This window comes from Imbroritus primus (assembly GCF_964332355.1).
GTDB lineage: Bacteria > Pseudomonadota > Gammaproteobacteria > Burkholderiales > Burkholderiaceae > Imbroritus > Imbroritus primus.
In genome coordinates, this window is the sequence record NZ_OZ201293.1 from 1,314,218 (window position 1) to 1,331,910 (window position 17,693).

18 protein-coding genes and 1 tRNA gene are annotated in these 17,693 nt (G+C 62.9%); 14 read left to right on the plus strand and 5 right to left on the minus strand.

The genetic code is table 11. The features are described 5' to 3' along the window. Positions 1–116 precede the first annotated feature (116 nt). Complete coding sequence (locus ACQ3C8_RS06045) at positions 117–1,787, minus strand: 4Fe-4S dicluster domain-containing protein (RefSeq protein ID WP_428852824.1); 1,671 nt, start codon at positions 1,785–1,787, stop codon at positions 117–119. 363 nt (positions 1,788–2,150) lie between these two features. Here ACQ3C8_RS06045 and ACQ3C8_RS06050 point away from each other — a divergent pair, with 363 nt between their 5' ends. Next, entirely contained in the window at positions 2,151–2,945 is a 795-nt protein-coding gene (locus tag ACQ3C8_RS06050) for an SDR family oxidoreductase (RefSeq protein ID WP_037029863.1), read from the plus strand. Continuing rightward, a complete protein-coding gene (locus ACQ3C8_RS06055; RefSeq protein ID WP_428852825.1) occupies positions 2,942–3,349 on the plus strand; it encodes an acyl-CoA thioesterase in 408 nt (135 codons plus the stop codon). The genes ACQ3C8_RS06050 and ACQ3C8_RS06055 overlap by 4 nt, the downstream gene beginning before the upstream one ends. Before the next feature lie 67 nt (positions 3,350–3,416). On the opposite strand, the gene ACQ3C8_RS06060 is transcribed toward ACQ3C8_RS06055, so the two are convergent. Then, entirely contained in the window at positions 3,417–3,962 is a 546-nt protein-coding gene (locus ACQ3C8_RS06060; RefSeq protein WP_428853039.1) for a LuxR C-terminal-related transcriptional regulator, read from the minus strand. A gap of 133 nt (positions 3,963–4,095) precedes the next feature. On the opposite strand from ACQ3C8_RS06060, the gene ACQ3C8_RS06065 reads away from it, so the two are divergent. Next, the gene (locus ACQ3C8_RS06065) at positions 4,096–4,794 is read left to right on the plus strand and encodes a CoA transferase subunit A (RefSeq protein ID WP_428852826.1); all 699 of its coding nucleotides are present in this window, start codon (positions 4,096–4,098) and stop codon (positions 4,792–4,794) included. A gap of 10 nt (positions 4,795–4,804) precedes the next feature. Further along, complete coding sequence (locus tag ACQ3C8_RS06070; RefSeq protein ID WP_428852827.1) at positions 4,805–5,443, plus strand: CoA transferase subunit B; 639 nt, start codon at positions 4,805–4,807, stop codon at positions 5,441–5,443. Between the two features lie 165 nt (positions 5,444–5,608). Here the strand turns inward: ACQ3C8_RS06070 and ACQ3C8_RS06075 are convergent, their stop codons facing one another. Beyond that, positions 5,609–6,085 (minus strand): DUF411 domain-containing protein, encoded by a 477-nt coding sequence (locus ACQ3C8_RS06075; protein WP_428853040.1) that lies wholly within the window; start codon positions 6,083–6,085, stop codon positions 5,609–5,611. 590 nt (positions 6,086–6,675) lie between these two features. Continuing rightward, positions 6,676–7,458, minus strand: coding sequence for a 3-hydroxybutyrate dehydrogenase (locus tag ACQ3C8_RS06080; protein ID WP_428852828.1), 783 nt, complete (start codon positions 7,456–7,458; stop codon positions 6,676–6,678). A gap of 156 nt (positions 7,459–7,614) precedes the next feature. Here ACQ3C8_RS06080 and ACQ3C8_RS06085 point away from each other — a divergent pair, with 156 nt between their 5' ends. From ACQ3C8_RS06085 to ACQ3C8_RS06100, 4 genes are all read left to right on the plus strand, one after another. Beyond that, positions 7,615–8,493 carry an alpha/beta fold hydrolase gene (locus ACQ3C8_RS06085; RefSeq protein ID WP_428852829.1) on the plus strand — a complete coding sequence of 293 codons (879 nt, stop codon included), beginning with the start codon at positions 7,615–7,617 and terminating at the stop codon, positions 8,491–8,493. Between the two features lie 36 nt (positions 8,494–8,529). After that, a complete protein-coding gene (locus ACQ3C8_RS06090; RefSeq protein WP_428852830.1) occupies positions 8,530–8,901 on the plus strand; it encodes a RidA family protein in 372 nt (123 codons plus the stop codon). A 13-nt stretch (positions 8,902–8,914) separates the two neighbouring features. Continuing rightward, positions 8,915–11,122, plus strand: a complete 2,208-nt coding sequence (locus ACQ3C8_RS06095) for a RelA/SpoT family protein (protein ID WP_428852831.1) — start codon at positions 8,915–8,917, stop codon at positions 11,120–11,122. A gap of 21 nt (positions 11,123–11,143) precedes the next feature. After that, a tRNA-Val gene (locus ACQ3C8_RS06100) sits at positions 11,144–11,220 on the plus strand. Positions 11,221–11,299: 79 nt separating this feature from the next. Here the strand turns inward: ACQ3C8_RS06100 and ACQ3C8_RS06105 are convergent. Next, positions 11,300–12,208: a LysR family transcriptional regulator gene (locus tag ACQ3C8_RS06105; RefSeq protein WP_428853041.1), complete on the minus strand. Its 909-nt coding sequence runs from the start codon at positions 12,206–12,208 to the stop codon at positions 11,300–11,302. 118 nt (positions 12,209–12,326) lie between these two features. On the opposite strand from ACQ3C8_RS06105, the gene ACQ3C8_RS06110 reads away from it, so the two are divergent. The 6 genes from ACQ3C8_RS06110 to rplT all read left to right on the plus strand — a co-directional run bounded on the left by ACQ3C8_RS06110 (position 12,327) and on the right by rplT (position 17,604). Next, entirely contained in the window at positions 12,327–13,061 is a 735-nt protein-coding gene (locus ACQ3C8_RS06110) for a sulfite exporter TauE/SafE family protein (protein ID WP_428852832.1), read from the plus strand. Positions 13,062–13,200: 139 nt separating this feature from the next. Then, positions 13,201–14,040 carry a 3-deoxy-8-phosphooctulonate synthase gene (gene kdsA, locus ACQ3C8_RS06115; RefSeq protein WP_009522460.1) on the plus strand — a complete coding sequence of 280 codons (840 nt, stop codon included), beginning with the start codon at positions 13,201–13,203 and terminating at the stop codon, positions 14,038–14,040. A 307-nt stretch (positions 14,041–14,347) separates the two neighbouring features. Then, a complete protein-coding gene (gene thrS, locus ACQ3C8_RS06120; protein ID WP_428852833.1) occupies positions 14,348–16,255 on the plus strand; it encodes a threonine--tRNA ligase in 1,908 nt (635 codons plus the stop codon). Between the two features lie 43 nt (positions 16,256–16,298). Next, a complete protein-coding gene (gene infC / locus ACQ3C8_RS06125; RefSeq protein WP_083840368.1) occupies positions 16,299–16,820 on the plus strand; it encodes a translation initiation factor IF-3 in 522 nt (173 codons plus the stop codon). Between the two features lie 202 nt (positions 16,821–17,022). Beyond that, a complete protein-coding gene (gene rpmI, locus ACQ3C8_RS06130) occupies positions 17,023–17,220 on the plus strand; it encodes a 50S ribosomal protein L35 (protein WP_009522463.1) in 198 nt (65 codons plus the stop codon). A gap of 27 nt (positions 17,221–17,247) precedes the next feature. After that, positions 17,248–17,604 carry a 50S ribosomal protein L20 gene (rplT, locus tag ACQ3C8_RS06135; protein ID WP_009522464.1) on the plus strand — a complete coding sequence of 119 codons (357 nt, stop codon included), beginning with the start codon at positions 17,248–17,250 and terminating at the stop codon, positions 17,602–17,604. Positions 17,605–17,693: the final 89 nt, after the last annotated feature.

The window sequence follows — 17,693 nt, forward strand, 5'->3', positions numbered from 1 at the left end:
CAATGAAAAAACGCGCACCGGCTGGTGCGCGTTCACATGGTACCGCGTGGCCGGGTCGCGCGGAAAGACAAGCAGATCCTATGCATGGCGCCCGACACTTCCGTGCCAGGTGGGCCTTACATGTTCGGGTAGTTCGGCCCGCCCCCGCCTTCCGGCGTGACCCACACGATATTCTGGGTCGGATCCTTGATGTCGCAGGTCTTGCAGTGCACGCAGTTCTGCGCGTTGATCTGCAGGCGCTCGCTGCCGTCTTCGTTGGCCACGAATTCGTACACCGCAGCCGGGCAGTAGCGCGATTCGGGACCAGCGAAGGTCTTGAGGTTGATGTTGACCGGCACGCTCGGGTCTTTCAGCGTCAGGTGCGCGGGCTGGTTCTCCTCATGGTTGGTATTCGAAATGAACACCGAGGAGAGGCGGTCGAAGGTGAGCTTGCCATCGGGCTTGGGATAGACGATCGGCTCGAACTGCGATGCAGGCTTCAGGCATTCGTGGTCGGCGTGCTTGTGGTGCAGCGTCCAGGGCACGTTGCCGCCCAGCAGTTTCTGCTCGATACCGACCATCAGCGTGCCGACGTACAGGCCCTTGCTCATCCATTGCTTGAAGTTACGCGCCTTGTTCAGTTCCTCGTGCAACCACGAGTTCTTGAAGGCTTCCGGATAGCGGCTCAACTCATCGTGCTGGCGGCCTTCCTGGATCGCGCCGTAGGCGGCTTCCGCCACCAGCATGCCGGTCTTGATGGCTGCATGGCTGCCCTTGATACGCGATGCGTTCAGGAAGCCGGCTTCGCAACCTGCCAGCGCGCCGCCCGGGAACACCAGCTTGGGCAGGCTCATCAGACCACCGGCGGTGATGGCGCGCGCGCCGTAGCTCACGCGCTTGCCAGTTTCCAGGTACTTGCGGATTTCGGGATGGGTCTTGAAACGCTGGAATTCCTCGAACGGCGACAGGTACGGGTTCTGGTACGACAGGCCGACCACGTAGCCGATCACCACCTGGTTGTTCTCCATGTGATAGAAGAACGAACCTCCGTAGGTGTCGCTGTCCAGCGGCCAGCCAGCCGTGTGGATGACCAAGCCCGGCTGGTGCAGCGCCGGATCGATTTCCCAGATTTCCTTGATGCCGATGCCGTACGACTGCGGGTCGCTGTCGGCATTCAGGCCGAACTTCTGCATCAGCTGGCGGCCCAGATGGCCGCGTGCGCCTTCGCAGAACAGCGTGTACTTGGCATGCAGTTCCATGCCGAGTTGGAAGTTCTCGGTCGGCTGGCCATCCTTGCCGATGCCCATGTTGCCGGTCGCCACGCCCTTGACCGAGCCGTCGTCGTTGTACAGTACCTCGGCCGCCGGAAAGCCCGGGAAGATCTCCACGCCCAGCGCCTCGGCCTGCTGGCCCAGCCAGCGCGTCACATTGGCGAGGCTGATCACGTAGTTGCCATGGTTCTGGAAACAGGCCGGCAGCATCCAGTTTGGCACGCGGCGGGCAGATGTTTCCGTCATGAACAGGAAGCGGTCTTCCGTGACCGGCGTGTTCAGGGGTGCGCCGCGTTCCTTCCAGTCGGGGAACAGTTCCGAGATGGCGCGCGGGTCCATGACCGCGCCCGAGAGGATATGGGCGCCGACCTCGGAGCCTTTTTCCAGCACGCAGACGTTGATCTCGTTGCCTTTTTCCTGCGCCAGCTGCTTGAGCCGGATCGCCGCGGACAGGCCAGCCGGGCCGCCACCGACGATCACGACGTCGTATTCCATGGCTTCGCGCGGACCGTACTGCTCCAGGAGATGTTGATCCATTGTTGACAACTCTTGTATTGGGGACGCGGTCAAAATGACTCTGGCATTGTCACGCGGACGATTGGCGCGGGTGGCGTGATTCTTCGTCTTGCGCGTGCGGCGTGCGCATGCGCTGGTGCGCGCTTGCTGCGCGGCGGACGCCTGCGATCCGGAGGCAGCCCGCTGTGGCCAGAAACGCCTTGTTCCGTTTGATCGCGTCGCTCGATGATCAGAGGATGGAAAGGGTTCCCTGAGGAGCCGTTCCAGCGTTTAGAATGCATTGTCCGGGAAGCCTTTTACCGGTGCAAGCTTTTTTTGGAACGGTCGTTCGTTTCTGTAAAACCGAGACTTGCGGGATACGAAACTCTGGAATACGGGGGTGACATGGGGCTGTCGATCAATCTGGAAGGCAAGGTCGCACTGGTGACCGGCGCCTCGAGCGGGCTCGGGGCGAGATTCGCGGAAGTGCTGGCGGCTGCCGGCGCCAAGGTCATCCTGGCATCGCGGCGCGTCGAGCGGCTCAAGGAGCTGCGCGCCGACATCGAATCGCGCGGCGGTAGCGCCCATGTGGTGCGGCTCGACGTGAGCGACCCGGAAAGCATCAACGCCGCCGTGGCCCATGCCGAGACCGAGGCGGGCACCATCGACATCCTGATCAACAACTCAGGCGTTTCCACCACGCAGCGCCTGGTGGATGTGACTCCGGAGGATTTCGACGATCTGTTCGACACCAATACGCGCGGCGCTTTCTTCGTGGCGCAGGCCGTGGCCAAGCGCATGATCGCGCGAGCCAAGGGCGCGGAGAAGAACGGCCACCCGCTGGCCCAGTCGCGTATCGTGAATATCGCTTCGGTGGCCGGACTCCGGGCGATCTCCCAGATCGGCGTGTACTGCATGAGCAAGGCCGCCGTGGTGCAAATGACCAAGACCATGGCGCTGGAGTGGGGCAAGTTCGGCATCAACACCAACGCCATTTGCCCTGGTTATATCGAAACCGAGATCAACCAGCATCACTGGGAAACCGATGGCGGCCGCAAGCTGATCGACATGCTGCCGCGCAAGCGTATCGGCAAGCCGGAAGATCTGGACGGGTTGCTCCTCCTGCTATCCTCCGATGCCTCGCAATTCATCAATGGCGCGATCATTACGGCCGACGACGGCATGAGCGTAGGGACATGAAGCACCTGTTTACACATGATCTCAGCGTACGCTGGGGCGATATGGATGCGCAGCAGCACATCAACAACTCCGTGTTTTTTCGCTACGTGGAAGATGCCCGCGTCGCCTGGCTCATGGCGCTGACCAACGGCTGGCGCGGCCTGGACGGGCAGGCTTCGGTGGTGGTGCATACCGCCATGACTTTTCTTCAGCCGGTGCATTATCCCGCGCGCCTGCGTTTGACCCTGCGCGGCGGCAATGCCGGGCGCAGCAGCTTCGAAACCACGGTGACCATCCAGCCGCTTGATGCGCACGGCGAACCCGGTGCCGCGGTGGCGGAAGGTACGGCAAAGATCGTGTGGTGCGATCAGTCGACTGGCAAATCCATGCCGTTGCCGGAGATCGTGAGGGCGCGTCTGGAGTGACGAGACGGCGCTTGCGCTGCGTCAGCCTGCGGCGCAGTGCTGCAGTACAGGTTTTTCCGGTGGCGGCTCAGTTGCCGGTCAGCCGCTGCACCAGTTCGGTAGCAGTTCCCGCCCCGAATTTCTTCATCAGCCGGGCGCGATAGATATCCACTGTGCGCGGGCTGATCTCCAGGATGCGACCGATCTGCTTGCTGGTCCGCCCGTTCACCAGCTGGGCCGCGATATCGCGCTCGCGCGGGGTCAGTTCGGTCGTGACAGCGCGCCGGGCCGACAGGTCCTCGAATGTCCAGATCCCCGCACCGAGCGGCTGGGCCCGGTCGAGCGCGCGGCCGGTGACATGGCACCAGAACAATTCCCCGCTTGCCCGTTTCATAATACGTTCATCTGAATAGGTACCATGGGCATGCATGACCGGCACGATGCGCGCACCCGTTCGCTCGTATTCGTCTGAGGACGGGTAAAGCAAGGCGAAGCTCTGGCCGACCATGGCCTCACGCGGGTAACCGAAAATGCGCGCCACTTCCGCGTTGCAGTCCTCGATGATGCGATCGCGGGACAGCACCATGCCCACGGGGGCAAGCTGGAAAGCCGTCTGGTAGGCGATGGCGGGCATATGCAATAGTACGTATTGAAGCGTGGCGGACACCCTGCGTATCCTTGCGCAGGAACGAAAATTGTACAGTGACACCGGGCCCGGCCAGCGCTCCTGCCGAACGCGGCCGACCCGGAACGACGGGAGAACGACGATGAACAAAGTCTACGCCAGCGCCGCCGAGGCGCTTGCCGGGGTGGTTGCCAGCGGCCAGACCATCGCGGTGGGCGGTTTCGGCCTGTGCGGCATTCCGGAAGCCCTGATCGCCGGTCTGCGCGACAGCGGCGTGCGCGACCTGACCTGTATCTCCAACAATGCCGGTGTTGATGGCTTTGGCCTCGGCCAGTTGCTGGCCACCCGCCAGGTCCGCAAGATGATCGCTTCGTATGTGGGCGAGAACAAGGAATTCGAGCGCCAGTACCTGGCCGGCGAACTGGAACTCGAGTTCACTCCGCAGGGTACGCTGGCAGAAAAGCTCCGCGCGGGCGGGGCAGGCATCCCGGCGTTCTTCACCAAGACCGGTGTCGGTACAGTCGTAGCGGAAGGCAAGGAGCTGCGCGAATTCGACGGCCAGACCTACGTCATGGAGCGTTCGCTGACGGCCGATGTGGCACTGGTCAAAGCCTGGAAAGCCGACAAGGCCGGCAACCTCGTGTACCGCCGCACCGCCCGCAATTTCAACCCGATGTGCGCCATGGCGGGCAAGATCACCATCGCCGAAGTCGAGATCGTCGTGGAAACCGGCGAGCTCGATCCGGACGAGATCCACACGCCCGGTATTTTCGTGCAGCGCATCGTGCACAACGCCACCCCTGAAAAACGCATCGAACAGCGCACCGTGCGCGCCGGTTGAGGAGAACAAGATGGCTTGGACCCGTGATGAAATGGCCGCGCGCGCGGCACAGGAACTGGAAGACGGTTTCTATGTCAACCTCGGCATCGGCCTGCCGACGCTGGTTGCCAACCACGTGCCCGATGGCATGGAGGTGTGGCTGCAATCCGAGAATGGCTTGCTCGGCATCGGCCCATTCCCGACCGAGGCGGAAGTCGATGCCGACATGATCAACGCCGGCAAGCAGACCGTCACGACGTTGCCGGGCTCGTCGATTTTCTCGTCGGCGGATTCATTCGCGATGATCCGCGGCGGACATATCGACATCGCCATCCTCGGCGCGATGCAGGTGAGCGAAAAGGGAGATCTCGCCAACTGGATGATCCCGGGCAAGATGGTCAAGGGCATGGGCGGCGCCATGGATCTGGTCGCCGGTGTCGGCCGCGTGGTGGTGCTGATGGAGCACACTGCCAAGAAAAAGGACGGCACCGAAGACCTGAAGATCCTGCCGGCCTGCACATTGCCGCTGACCGGCGTGGGCGTGGTCGACCGGATCATCACCGACCTGTGCGTGCTCGAAGTCACGGACGGCGGTCTCAAGCTGCTGGAAACCGCGCCGGGCGTTAGCCGCGAGGAAGTGCAGGCCAAGACCGGGGCGACGTTGCGGTAAATGCTCGAGCGCTACGGTGCCAACCACAGTAGCGCTTCCCGGCACCCGGCCCCGATGGAGCTACACGAGGTAACGATGCCGGGAGGGAGAGCCTGAATGCCAGGCCAGGCCAGGCGCAGCGGCTGCGATCACGCAACCCGCTGCGCCATTGCACTGCCGAGTGCTTTACGAGCGTCCCTTGTACGAGCGGTACACGGAAGACTTGCCATCCGCCTGCACCAGCAGCACGTCGTACGGATCCACGCGCCCGCTCGCTACCTCCATGCCCGGCGAGCCCACCGGCATCGCCGGCACGGCCAGCCCCAACGCCGCCGGCCGCTCCGCCAGCAGCCGCTTCACCTCGGAAGCCGGCACATGGCCTTCCAGTACATAGTTGCCCACCTTGGCAGTGTGGCAGGAACCAAACTTCTCCGGCATGCGCAGCTTCTGGCGCATGGTGCTGGTGTCATCCACATTGTGTGCCCGCACGGTAAAGCCATTCTTCTGCAGATGTTCGATCCACGCCCCGCAGCAGCCGCAGCTCGGGCTCTTGTAGACGTCGATCACGGGAAGGGATGCGGCTTTCTGGGCGAACGCAGGAATCGCCACCACGGTGGCGCTGGCGGCGAGAAATTGCAGCAGGGTACGGCGTTGCGAAATCATGTTGGTGTTCCGATCATCAAGCATGCGGAAAATCCGCGTTGGGGAGGTCGCGGCAGCAGTCGTGCGGCGAATGTCATTTTGTCGGCCTGTGTGCCAGCGATCTGACCGGCGTGCGGCGGCACCGCAGCGCTGTCATACCGGCAACCGGGCAGACCTCATCTAGAGGCTGGACAGTGAAGGTGGCCGCTGGGGCGCAGCGGGAATGAACGAGGAGTAATGCCTTGGTGCGAAGACGGGCGGAGCCTGTGGCAGGAAGAGGAACCCGGCCGTTTGGGTGCCAGCAGGTGCGCTCCCATGCAAGGTACACAATGGACAATCGCTACAGTGTGCAGCAGACGGTGCGTTGTCCTGGCCGTGATCCGCTATTCCTGTTTCCTGGCAGTTGCCACAAGCCATCGGTTCCGAGGACATCGTATCCGTCTGCGGCATGACCGGGGTACCTGCGGACATGCAAGTGCCTGGCATAGCGCTGGCAGCAGTCAGGTACAGACTCGCAAGCACAGCCAGCAGGGCACACAGCATGGTGTGCCAGCGAATGCGGCGGAGTGAGCGAAAGACCTGGGTCATATGCGCCTGTTACGTCGATACCGTTACTGTGCGACCCAGCCGCCATCCATATTCCACGCCACCCCACGCACCTGTGTAGCAGCCTCGCTGCACAGGAACACAGCTAGCGCGCCCAGCTGCTCCGGCGTCACGAACTCACCCGACGGCTGCTTTTCCATCAGCAGTTCGCGCTTGGCCTGTTCGACCGGGATGTGTCCGTGCTCGGCACGCGCATCGACCTGTTTCTGCACCAGCGGTGTCAGTACCCAGCCGGGGCAGATGGCGTTGACGGTGATGCCGGTCTGAGCGGTTTCCAGCGCCCCGGTCTTGGTCAGGCCGACGATGCCGTGCTTGGCGGCGACATAGGCGGACTTCTGGGCGGATGCCACCAGTCCGTGAGCCGAGGCGATATTGATGATGCGTCCCCAGTTCTTTTTTCGCATGCCGGGAATCGCCAGGCGCATCGTGTGAAAGGCGGATGACAGGTTGATGGCGATGATGGCATCCCAGCGGTCGACCGGAAAATCCTCGACATTGGCGACATGCTGGATGCCGGCGTTGTTGACGAGAATGTCGGCGCCGCCGAAATCCGCGTCAGCGTATGCCATCATGGCTTCGATCTGCTCGGGTTTGCTCATGTCGGCATTGTGGTAACCCGTGCGGATGCCATGTGCCGCGCCCACCTGGGCGATCTCCGCCCGAGCCGCATCCACGTCCCCGAAGCCGTTGACGATGATGTGCGCGCCCTGCGCCGCCAGTGCCTTGGCGATGCCGAGGCCGATACCGCTGGTGGAGCCGGTGACGAGTGCTGTCTTGCCGTTGAGCATGAGGATTCCCCTGGGCTGAGATGGCGAACGTGGCGGATGCCGCCCCGCGGGGCGCAGCAGCCATGCCGATTCCAGCATTGTAATGGCTGCAGCGTACAATCCTGTTTTCGACAGCGTTCGGCGCGCGCCGTTCGCGACCCGGAGTGAGGAGACCGCATGCCAGCTTCGCCGCGCCTTTCCACCGTGCAGTGCCTGAGCCCTGCCGGACTGCACCGCATGGCCTACCACGAGTGGGGTGATCCGGCTAATCCGCGCGTGCTGGTGTGCGTACATGGGCTATCGCGGACCGGTCGCGATTTCGATGTGCTGGCCCAGGCGCTCAGCCATGACTACCGGGTGATCTGTCCGGATGTGGTGGGCCGCGGCCGGTCCGACTGGCTGGGTAACCCGGCGTACTACACCATCCCGCAGTATGTGGCCGACATGGTGACGCTGATTGCACGCCTCAACGTCGACAAGGTTGATTGGTTCGGTACCTCGATGGGCGGCCTGATCGGCATCAGCCTCGCCGGCCAGGCGGGGTCGCCGATCGGCAAACTGTTGCTGAACGATGTGGGGCCGCGCATGACCGAGACCTCGCTGACGCGCATCGGTGCGTATCTTGGCTTGCCAGTGCGTTTCAAGACCTTCGACGAGGGCCTGAACTATCTGCATACCATCAGCGCATCGTTCGGCCACCATACGCCGGAGCAGTGGCGCGAGCTGAACAGCGCGATCCTCAAGCCGATGCCAGGCGACAGCGGACTGGAATGGGGCCTGCATTACGACCCGGCGATTGCCGTGCCGTTCAAGGCGGTGACGCCCGAGATGGTGCAGCAGGGTGAAGCGATGCTGTGGCAACTGTTCCAGGCCATGGCATGCGAGACCCTGGTGGTGCGTGGCGCGGAGTCTGATCTGCTGACACGCGAGACGGCGGCGGAGATGGTGCAGCGTGGCCAGCACGTGCGCACGGTGGAAATTCCCGACGTGGGACACGCGCCCACGTTCGTGCAGCCGGAGCAGGTGGCTATCGCCAAGGCTTTTTTTACCGAATAATGTTGACGACCTTATTGAGAAGCAGGAGCACACAGCATGCAGGACACCCAGCTGATTCGCCACCACGTCGGCAAACGCCTGTCCGAAATGGCAATCTATCGTGGCGTGGTCTACCTCGCGGGGCAAGTGCCCGAGAATGATCCCGACGCAGACATCAGCGCGCAGACGCGCGAGGTCCTGGGGCACATCGACCGCCTGCTGGCGGAGGCAGGCAGCGACAAGCGCCATATCCTGTCGTGCCAGATCTTCCTGCGCGACATCGCCGACATCGGTGCCATGAACGCGGTCTGGGACGAATGGGTGGCCGAAGGTGCCGCACCGCCGCGGGCCACGGTGCAGGCCGCACTGGCCGATCCGCGCTGGGGCATCGAGGTGGTCCTGACCGCTGCCGTGATCCAGGAGCGTTGAACGGCTGAGCAGCATGAATACGAGTGAATCTTCCGGCGGTGCGCAAGCCGACCGGCAACTGGTAGCGCAGGCGCTCGACTTTGTCAGGGTGCGTGGGGAAGGGCATACCGTCTTTACTGGCGAAAGCATGCTCTCCCATGCCCAGGGCACGCTCAAGGTGCTGGAAGGTCTGGATGTCGGCCCGTCGGCAGAGGCCGCGGGTTGTTTGTTCGCCGTTGCCGCAGCAGTGCCGGGCGCCGAAGCCGAGATCGAAACGCAGTTCGGTGATGAAGTGGCCCGGCTGGTGCGCGACATCCGCCAGTTGCTGCGCATCGGCGCAATCGCCACGCATGCCGGCGCGGGCGGATCATCGAAGAACGAAGCGGAGGCGCGCCAGCACCAGGTCGAGTCGCTGCGCAAGATGCTGCTGGCGTTTGCGCAGGATATCCGCGTCGTGCTGGTGCGCCTCGCGTCGCGGCTGGCCACGCTGCGCTGGCTTGCGCAGAACAAGCGCGAGGCACTGCCCGGCATGGCGCGCGAGACGCTCGACGTGTATGCGCCCCTGGCCAATCGCCTGGGGATCTGGCAGATCAAGTGGGAGCTGGAAGACCTGGCTTTCCGCTTTGCAGAGCCCGAGATCTACAAACGCATCGCCCGCCTGCTGGATGAGAAGCGCATCGAGCGGGAAGGGTTTATCGCCGAGGCCATTGGCCGGCTCAATGCCGAGTTGCGCGACGCGGGCGTGCGTGCGGAAGTGACCGGGCGGCCCAAGCATATCTACAGCATCTGGAAGAAGATGCGCGGCAAGGAACTCGACTTTGCCGATCTCTACGATGTGCGTGCCTTCCGGGTGATCGTCGACGATGTGAAGGACTGCTATACGGTGCTCGGCATCGTGCACCACATCTGGCATCCGATTCCCAAGGAGTTCGACGACTATATCTCGCGGCCCAAGGCCAACGGCTACCGCTCGCTGCACACCGTGGTTATCGGCGATGACGGGCGTGCGCTGGAAGTGCAGATCCGCACGCGCGAGATGCACCATTTCGCCGAGTACGGCGTGGCCGCGCACTGGCGCTACAAGGAAGCCGGTGCCAAGGGTTATAGCGGTCAGTTCTCCGCCACGGAGCAGTACGACGAAAAGATTGCCTGGCTGCGCCAGTTGCTGGCCTGGAAGGACGATGCCGCGCATCGCGTGTCCGGTGACGAGGCACCGTGGGAACAGCTCAAGCAGGCCACGCTCGACGACCACATCTACGTGCTGACGCCGCAGGCGCGCGTGATTGCCTTGCCGCAAGGTGCGACGCCGGTGGATTTCGCCTACTACCTGCACACCGACCTCGGCCACCGTTGCCGCGGCGCGCGTGTGGACGGCGCCATGGTGCCGCTCAATACGCCATTGAAGAACGGCCAGACGGTGGAGATCGTGGCCGTCAAGCAGGGCGGTCCGTCACGCGACTGGCTGAACACGGAACTGGGCTATCTCGCCAGTTCGCGCGGGCGGGCCAAGGTGCGTGCCTGGTTCAATGCGCTGGAACTGCAGGAAACGACTGCGCAGGGCCGGGCCATTATCGACAAGACCTTGCAGCGCGAAGGTAAGACGTCGGTCAACCTGGAAGAGCTGGCCACGCGCCTCGGCTTTCGCGGGCCGGAGGAGTTGTACCTGGCGGTCGCCAAGGACGAGCTGAGTCTGCGCCACGTCGAACAGGCATTGCGCGACAACGGCGCACCAGCGCCATTCGTGCCGGATGAAGAGGCATTCACGCGCAAGAGCCGCGCCACCAGTGTGGCGCGCGGCGCGCGCAGCGGCGTGCTGGTCGTGGGCGTCGACTCGCTGATGACCCAGCTGTCACGCTGCTGCAAGCCGGCGCCGCCGGACGATATCGCCGGGTTCGTCACCCGTGGCCGGGGGGTATCGATCCACCGCAAGTCGTGCGCGACTTTCCAGCAGCTCGCCGCCCGCGATCCCGAGCGTGTGATCCAGACCGAATGGGGCAAGCGCAACGAAGCCGTCTATCCCGTGGACATCCTCGTCGAAGCGCTCGACCGGCAGGGGCTGCTGCGCGACGTGTCGGAGGTGCTGTCACGCGAGAAACTCAACGTGACCGGCGTGAAGACCATGTCGTCGAAGGGGGTGGCGAAGATGCAGTTCGTCGCCGAGATCAGCGAGTCCGAACAGCTGCAGCGCGCTCTTGCCCACATTCAGGAAGTGTCAGGGGTATTGTCTGCGAAAAGAAAGTAGTGCTATACTCGCGCCTTCGCTAGGCTCGTAGCTCAGCTGGTTAGAGCACCACCTTGACATGGTGGGGGTCGTTGGTTCGAGTCCAATCGAGCCTACCAATATTCCGGTAGGAACATGGCGAAGGCACGGCAGTCAGGTGCCGACCGTGATACAAAAATCGCAAGAACCCCGTTGCTTTCAGGCAGCGGGGTTTTTTGTTTTCTGGCGCGTCGCGAGATGGGCGGCAAGCTTGCGGGCAGCCGGCGACAGGCCTTCGAGATCGCGATATCCCAGCACCAGTTCACGCCTGGCCCACGGATCCGGCAGACGGACACGCCGCAATGGCAGGCCGCGCGGACTGCGCCGGGCTGCCGTATCGGGCACGATGCCAATGCCGACACCTTCTGCCGCCATCCGGCAGATACCATCGAACGACGCCATGCGGATACGCACATTCAGCGTGCAGCCGAGCGCGCGGGCGTGTGCATCGACGTGCGCCTGCAGGGCGCTGCCCGGCGGCAGGCCGATGAATGCCTCGTGGCGCAGCGCGTCGAGTGTCAGCGCGCGCGCATCCGCGAGCGGATGGCTGGCCGACATGACCGCGACCAGCCGGTCGACCGCGAACGGATGCGTCGTCAGTCGCGGATGTTCGACCGCTGCAGAAAAAATCCCGATATCCGACAGTCCTCCATCGAGCGCCGCCGCAATCTCGGCGCTGGCACGTTCATGGAGGTCGATGCGCACGCGTGGGTGCGCGGCCAGCCAAGGGGCGAGGGCATCGGGCAGGAAGGCGGTCAGCGCGGCCGTATTGGCCAGCAGGCGGATCGTGCCTCGGTCGCTGTCGGCAAAGACATCCAGTTCGCGTTGCAGCAACGCGCTCTGGCGTAGGATCAGCCGCGCATGATGCGCCAGCGCATCGCCCGCCTCGGTCGGGATGACGCCGCGCCGGCTGCGCTCCAGCAACCGCACACCGGCCTGCTCTTCCATACCGCGCAAGCGTTCACTGGCCGATGCAAGGGCCAGGTGGCTGCGCGTGGCGCCATGGGTGATGCTGCCGGCTTCGATGACATGGAGAAACAGGCGCAGGTCGGTCAGGTCGAAACGCACAGAGGCTTCCTTATCGAGTGCCTGGCTGCGGTGGTGGGCCGAAGCCTTCGGTAGATCCGAAGGATGGTTGCGGATCATCCGCATTGTGCTGCGTCATCGCCTGCGCGTAAATAGCCGCATGGATACGACATTCTGGATCATCGCCACCTTCGTGCTGGCAGGCATCGTCAAAGGCGTCAGCGGCATGGGGCTGCCTACGGTTGCCATGGGCGTGCTCGGGCTTGTCATGCCGCCCGTGGCGGCGGCTTCGCTCATGCTGGTGCCCTCGTTCGTCACCAATGTCTGGCAGTTGTGGAGCGGCCCGCATCTGGCGTCGCTATGGCGGCGCTTGTGGTTGATGATGGCCGGCATCTTTGCTGGCACGGTGGCTGGTGCGGCCCTGCTGGCTGACGGCCAGGCTGGATGGACCACGCCAGCGCTGGGCGCGGCGCTGGTGGTGTATGCCAGCTACACGCTGCTGGCGCGGCCGCTACATGTGCCGGCGCGGCTGGAGCCCTGGCTGTCACCGCTGATGGGTGTGGCGACCGGGGTCATCACAGGCGGCACAGGCGTGCTGGTGGTGCCGGCGGTGCCGTACCTGCAATCGCTGGATCTGCAGCGCGACGATCTCGTGCAGGCGCTGGGGCTGTCATTCACGGTCTCCACAGTCGCACTGGCTGCCGGCCTGATCTGGCATGGCGCCTTCGACGCGGCCCGGCTCGGCTGGTCGGCGGTTGCCGTGGTACCCGCCTGGCTTGGCATGTGGCTCGGGCAGATACTTCGCAGCCGGATCTCGCCACCGCTGTTCCGGCGCGGCTTTCTGCTGTGTCTCCTGGTGCTGGGTGGAGAGCTGCTGTTGCGGACATGGCGCTGAGCGAGGTGGCATCGAGCCGCAAACCGGGCTGACCGGCGGCACGGATGGGCTTACACTTATGGTCTGTCCATTTCCATCCGGTCATGTGTATCGGCAGGACGCGATGTGCGCGTCCGCCGGCGTGTCCCCAGATTTCATCATGCGTCTTTCCACTTTCACGCTTGCCAACGATGCGCCGTTTGTCCTGTTTGGCGGCGTCAATGTGCTCGAGTCCCGCGATTTTGCGCTGCGTGCCTGCGAGCACTATGTCGAGGTCACGGCGCGCCTCGGTATTCCCTATGTGTTCAAGGCGTCGTTCGACAAGGCCAACCGGTCGTCGATCCATTCCTATCGTGGCCCAGGGATGGAAGAAGGGCTGCGTATCTTCGAGGCCGTGAAGCAGGCGTTCGGCGTGCCGGTCATCACTGATGTGCATGAGACCTGGCAGGCCCAGCCCGTGGCAGAGGTGGTCGATGTGCTCCAGTTGCCGGCTTTTCTCGCGCGCCAGACCGATCTGGTGGTGGCGCTTGCCAAGACGGGGCGACCCATCAACATCAAGAAACCGCAGTTTCTTAGTCCGACGCAGATGGCCAACGTGGTGCAGAAATTCGAGGAGTGCGGCAATCCCGATGTCATCCTGTGCGACCGCGGCACCAACTTCGGCTACGACAACCTCGTGGTCGACATGCTGGGCTTCGGTGTGATGAAGAAGGTCAGCGGCAACAAGCCCGTGATCTTCGACGTGACGCATGCGCTGCAACAGCGCGATCCAATGGGTGCGGCCTCAGGCGGGCGGCGCGAGCAGGTGGCGGAACTGGCGCGCGCCGGTATGGCCACGGGCCTCGCGGGCCTGTTCCTGGAAGCGCACCCGGATCCGGCCAACGCCAAATGCGATGGCCCGAGCGCATTGCCACTGGCGAAGCTGGAGCCCTTCCTTGCGCAGGTGAAGGCGATCGACGATCTGGTCAAGTCATTTCCCCCGCTGGATACCCGCGGCTAATGCTATACTTGCAAGCTGTTGCCGGATATGCGCGGATTGCTTTTTTCCTGGCATCCAGCTGATCCGGCAGTCCAACTTTCCCAGGAACCTACAACCATGATGGTTATGACACCGCGAACTACCACCGCTTTCGAGCGACAGTAGCCGAGGTGCGTCTCCCGCCATCGTCAGGTTTCCCCAAGCTGGAATACGGACGGATAAATTCAGGAAAACGCGGCCAAGGCCGCGTTTTTTTTGTATGCGCCGCCGGCGCTGGCAAGTGCCCCGGGCATACCGCCTGACCAGACATAGACACGGAGTGAACAGAATGATCGCAATTACGCTGCCCGACGGTTCCCGCCGCGAGTTTCCGGAGCCGGTGACAGTCGCCGAAGTGGCCCAGAGCATCGGTGCTGGTCTCGCCAAGGCGGCGCTGGCCGGTCGCGTGGACGGCAAGCTGGTCGATACGAGCTACCGTATCGAGCGGGATGCCGATCTGGCCATCGTCACGGACAAGGATGCCGACGGCGTCGATGTGATCCGCCACTCCACGGCGCACCTGCTGGCCTACGCGGTCAAGGAACTGTATCCCGATGCACAGGTGACGATCGGCCCGGTGATCGACAACGGCTTCTACTACGATTTCTCCTATAAGCGTCCGTTTACACCCGAAGACCTCGTTGCCATCGAGAAGAAAATGGCCGAACTCGCCAAGAAGGACGAGAAGGTGACGCGGGAGGTGTGGAGCCGCGACGAGGCCGTCAAGCTGTTCGAGTCGATGGGCGAGAAGTACAAGGCCGAGATCATTGCGTCGATTCCGCAGGACCAGGAAATCGGCCTGTATCGCGAAGGCAGTTTCGTTGACCTGTGCCGCGGCCCGCACGTGCCGTCCACCGGCAAGCTCAAGGTCTTCAAGCTGATGAAGGTGGCCGGCGCCTACTGGCGCGGCGACGCGAAAAACGAAATGCTCCAGCGCATCTACGGTACGGCCTGGGCCAAGAAGGAAGACCAGGAAGCCTACCTGCACATGCTGGAAGAGGCCGAAAAGCGCGACCACCGTAAGCTGGCCAAGCTGCTCGACCTGTTCCACCTGCAGGACGAGGCCCCGGGCATGGTGTTCTGGCACCCGAAGGGCTGGCAGCTGTGGCAGTCGGTGGAGCAGTACATGCGTGCGCGCCTGAACGATGCCGGCTACCGCGAGATCAAGACGCCGCAGGTGATGGACCGCACGCTGTGGGAAAAATCCGGCCATTGGGAAAACTACCGCGAGAACATGTTCACGACGGAATCGGAAAAGCGCGACTACGCGATCAAGCCGATGAACTGTCCGGGCCATGTGCAGGTGTTCAACCACGATCTGCGCTCGTACCGCGACCTGCCGCTCCGGCTGGCCGAGTTCGGTGCCTGCCACCGCAACGAACCGTCGGGCGCGCTGCACGGGCTGATGCGTGTGCGTGGGTTTGTGCAGGATGATGCACACATCTTTTGTACGGAAGGCCAAATCGTCTCCGAATCTATTGCCTTCAACGAGCTGGCGCTGTCGGTCTATCAGGATTTCGGCTTCAAGGATGTAGCCATCAAGTTGTCGCTGCGCCCGGAAAAGCGCGCCGGGTCGGACGAAGTCTGGGACCGAGCCGAAGAGGGCTTGCGTACCGCACTGCGCGCATGCGGGCTCGAATGGGAAGAGTTGCCGGGAGAAGGTGCTTTTTACGGACCGAAGGTCGAATATCACATCAAGGATGCCATCGGCCGCTCCTGGCAATGTGGTACGCTGCAGCTCGATTTTGTGCTGCCGGAGCGACTTGGCGCCGAATATGTGGCCGAAGACAACAGCCGCAAGCGCCCAGTCATGCTGCACCGCGCGATTCTGGGATCGTTCGAGCGTTTCCTCGGTATTCTCCTGGAAAACCACGCCGGGGCGCTCCCGCTGTGGCTCGCGCCGGAGCAGGTGGCAGTCCTGAATATCGCCGATGCGCAGTCGGAATACGCCACTTCTGTGGTTCAAACGCTGAAAAAACAAGGGTTTAGGGCGTCGGCCGATTTGCGCAACGAGAAGATTACGTATAAAATCCGCGAGCATTCGTTGCAAAAGCTCCCGTATATCCTCGTCGTTGGCGACAAGGAGCGGGACACGGAACAGGTGGCCGTGCGCGCCCGTGGCAACGTGGATCTTGGCGTCATGCCGGTGTCCGCGTTCGTCGAGCGGCTCAGTAAAGAGCTGCAAGACAAGTCCTGAGGCTGCACGGCCTGTTTATTTGATTGGATAAGAGGTAAGCAACATCGCTACTGAAAAAGGTCACCGCATCAACCGCGAAATCTCCGCACCCGAGGTGCGTCTGGTCGGGGTAGATGGAGAAGCGCTTGGCATCATGAAGTTCTTCGATGCCCTGCGTCTGGCAGAGGACAAGGATCTGGATCTGGTCGAGATCGCGCCCAACGCGGCGCCTCCCGTGGCCCGGATCATGGACTATGGCAAATTCAAGTATGAAGAAGCCAAGCGCCAGCACGAAGCCAAGCTCAAGCAAAAGGTCATCCAGGTCAAGGAAGTCAAATTCCGCCCGGGCACGGACGATGGCGACTACAACGTCAAGCTCCGCAACCTGAAGCGCTTCCTGGAAGAAGGTGACAAGACCAAGATTACCCTGCGGTATCGCGGTCGCGAAATGGCGCACCAGGACATCGGCATGCGCATGCTCGAACGCCTGCGCGCCGACCTCGACGAGGTTGGCACGGTCGAGCAGATGCCGAAGATGGAAGGTCGCCAGATGGTGATGGTGCTGGGGCCGAAGCGCAAGAAGTAAGCGTTCGGCGCCTGCCTCCAGCAGGACACGTCGCGCCTCCGGGCGCGACGCAGATTTCGGATGCGTGCTGGCAACGGCGCGTGACCGGAACACGGCGAGATGGAGCTTGGTTTCCACCTCGACCGTAAAACAAGTGGCTGCGGGTCATGCAAGTATCGGCGTTTGCCGGTCACCTGTACGCCATATAGAACGGAGTTGTTTCATGCCTAAGATGAAGACCAAGAAAAGCGCCTCCAAGCGCTTTGTGGTGCGCGCAGGCGGTTCCATCAAGCGCGGCCAGGCCTTCAAGCGTCACATCCTGACGAAGAAGACCACCAAGAACAAGCGCCATCTGCGCGGTGCAGTCCAGGTTCACGAGTCTGACGTGAAATCGGTGCGCGCAATGATGCCGTACGCCTAACCCTAACAATTACTTCAGGAGCATTCCATGCCTCGAGTCAAACGTGGGGTTACCGCACGGGCCCGCCACAAGAAAGTCATCAATGCAGCCAAGGGTTACCGCGGCCGCCGCAACAACGTCTACCGCGTTGCCAAGCAGGCCGTCATGCGTGCCGGCCAGTACGCCTACCGCGATCGCCGCAACAAGAAGCGCGTGTTCCGCCGCCTCTGGATTGCGCGTATCAACGCGGCAGTGCGTCAGCATGACATGACCTACAGCGTGTTCATCAACGGCCTCAAGAAAGCCTCGATCGAACTAGACCGCAAGGTGCTGTCGGACATGGCAATTCACGACAAGCCGGCATTTGCCGCGATTGTCGCGCAAGTGAAGAGCCACGTTGCCTGATTGGCTTGTCTGACGCTTGGCGCATACCACCTCGGCATTCCTCGTGATGCCGGCGTGGCGCCAGTCTGATTGACGGGGCTCCTCACCGG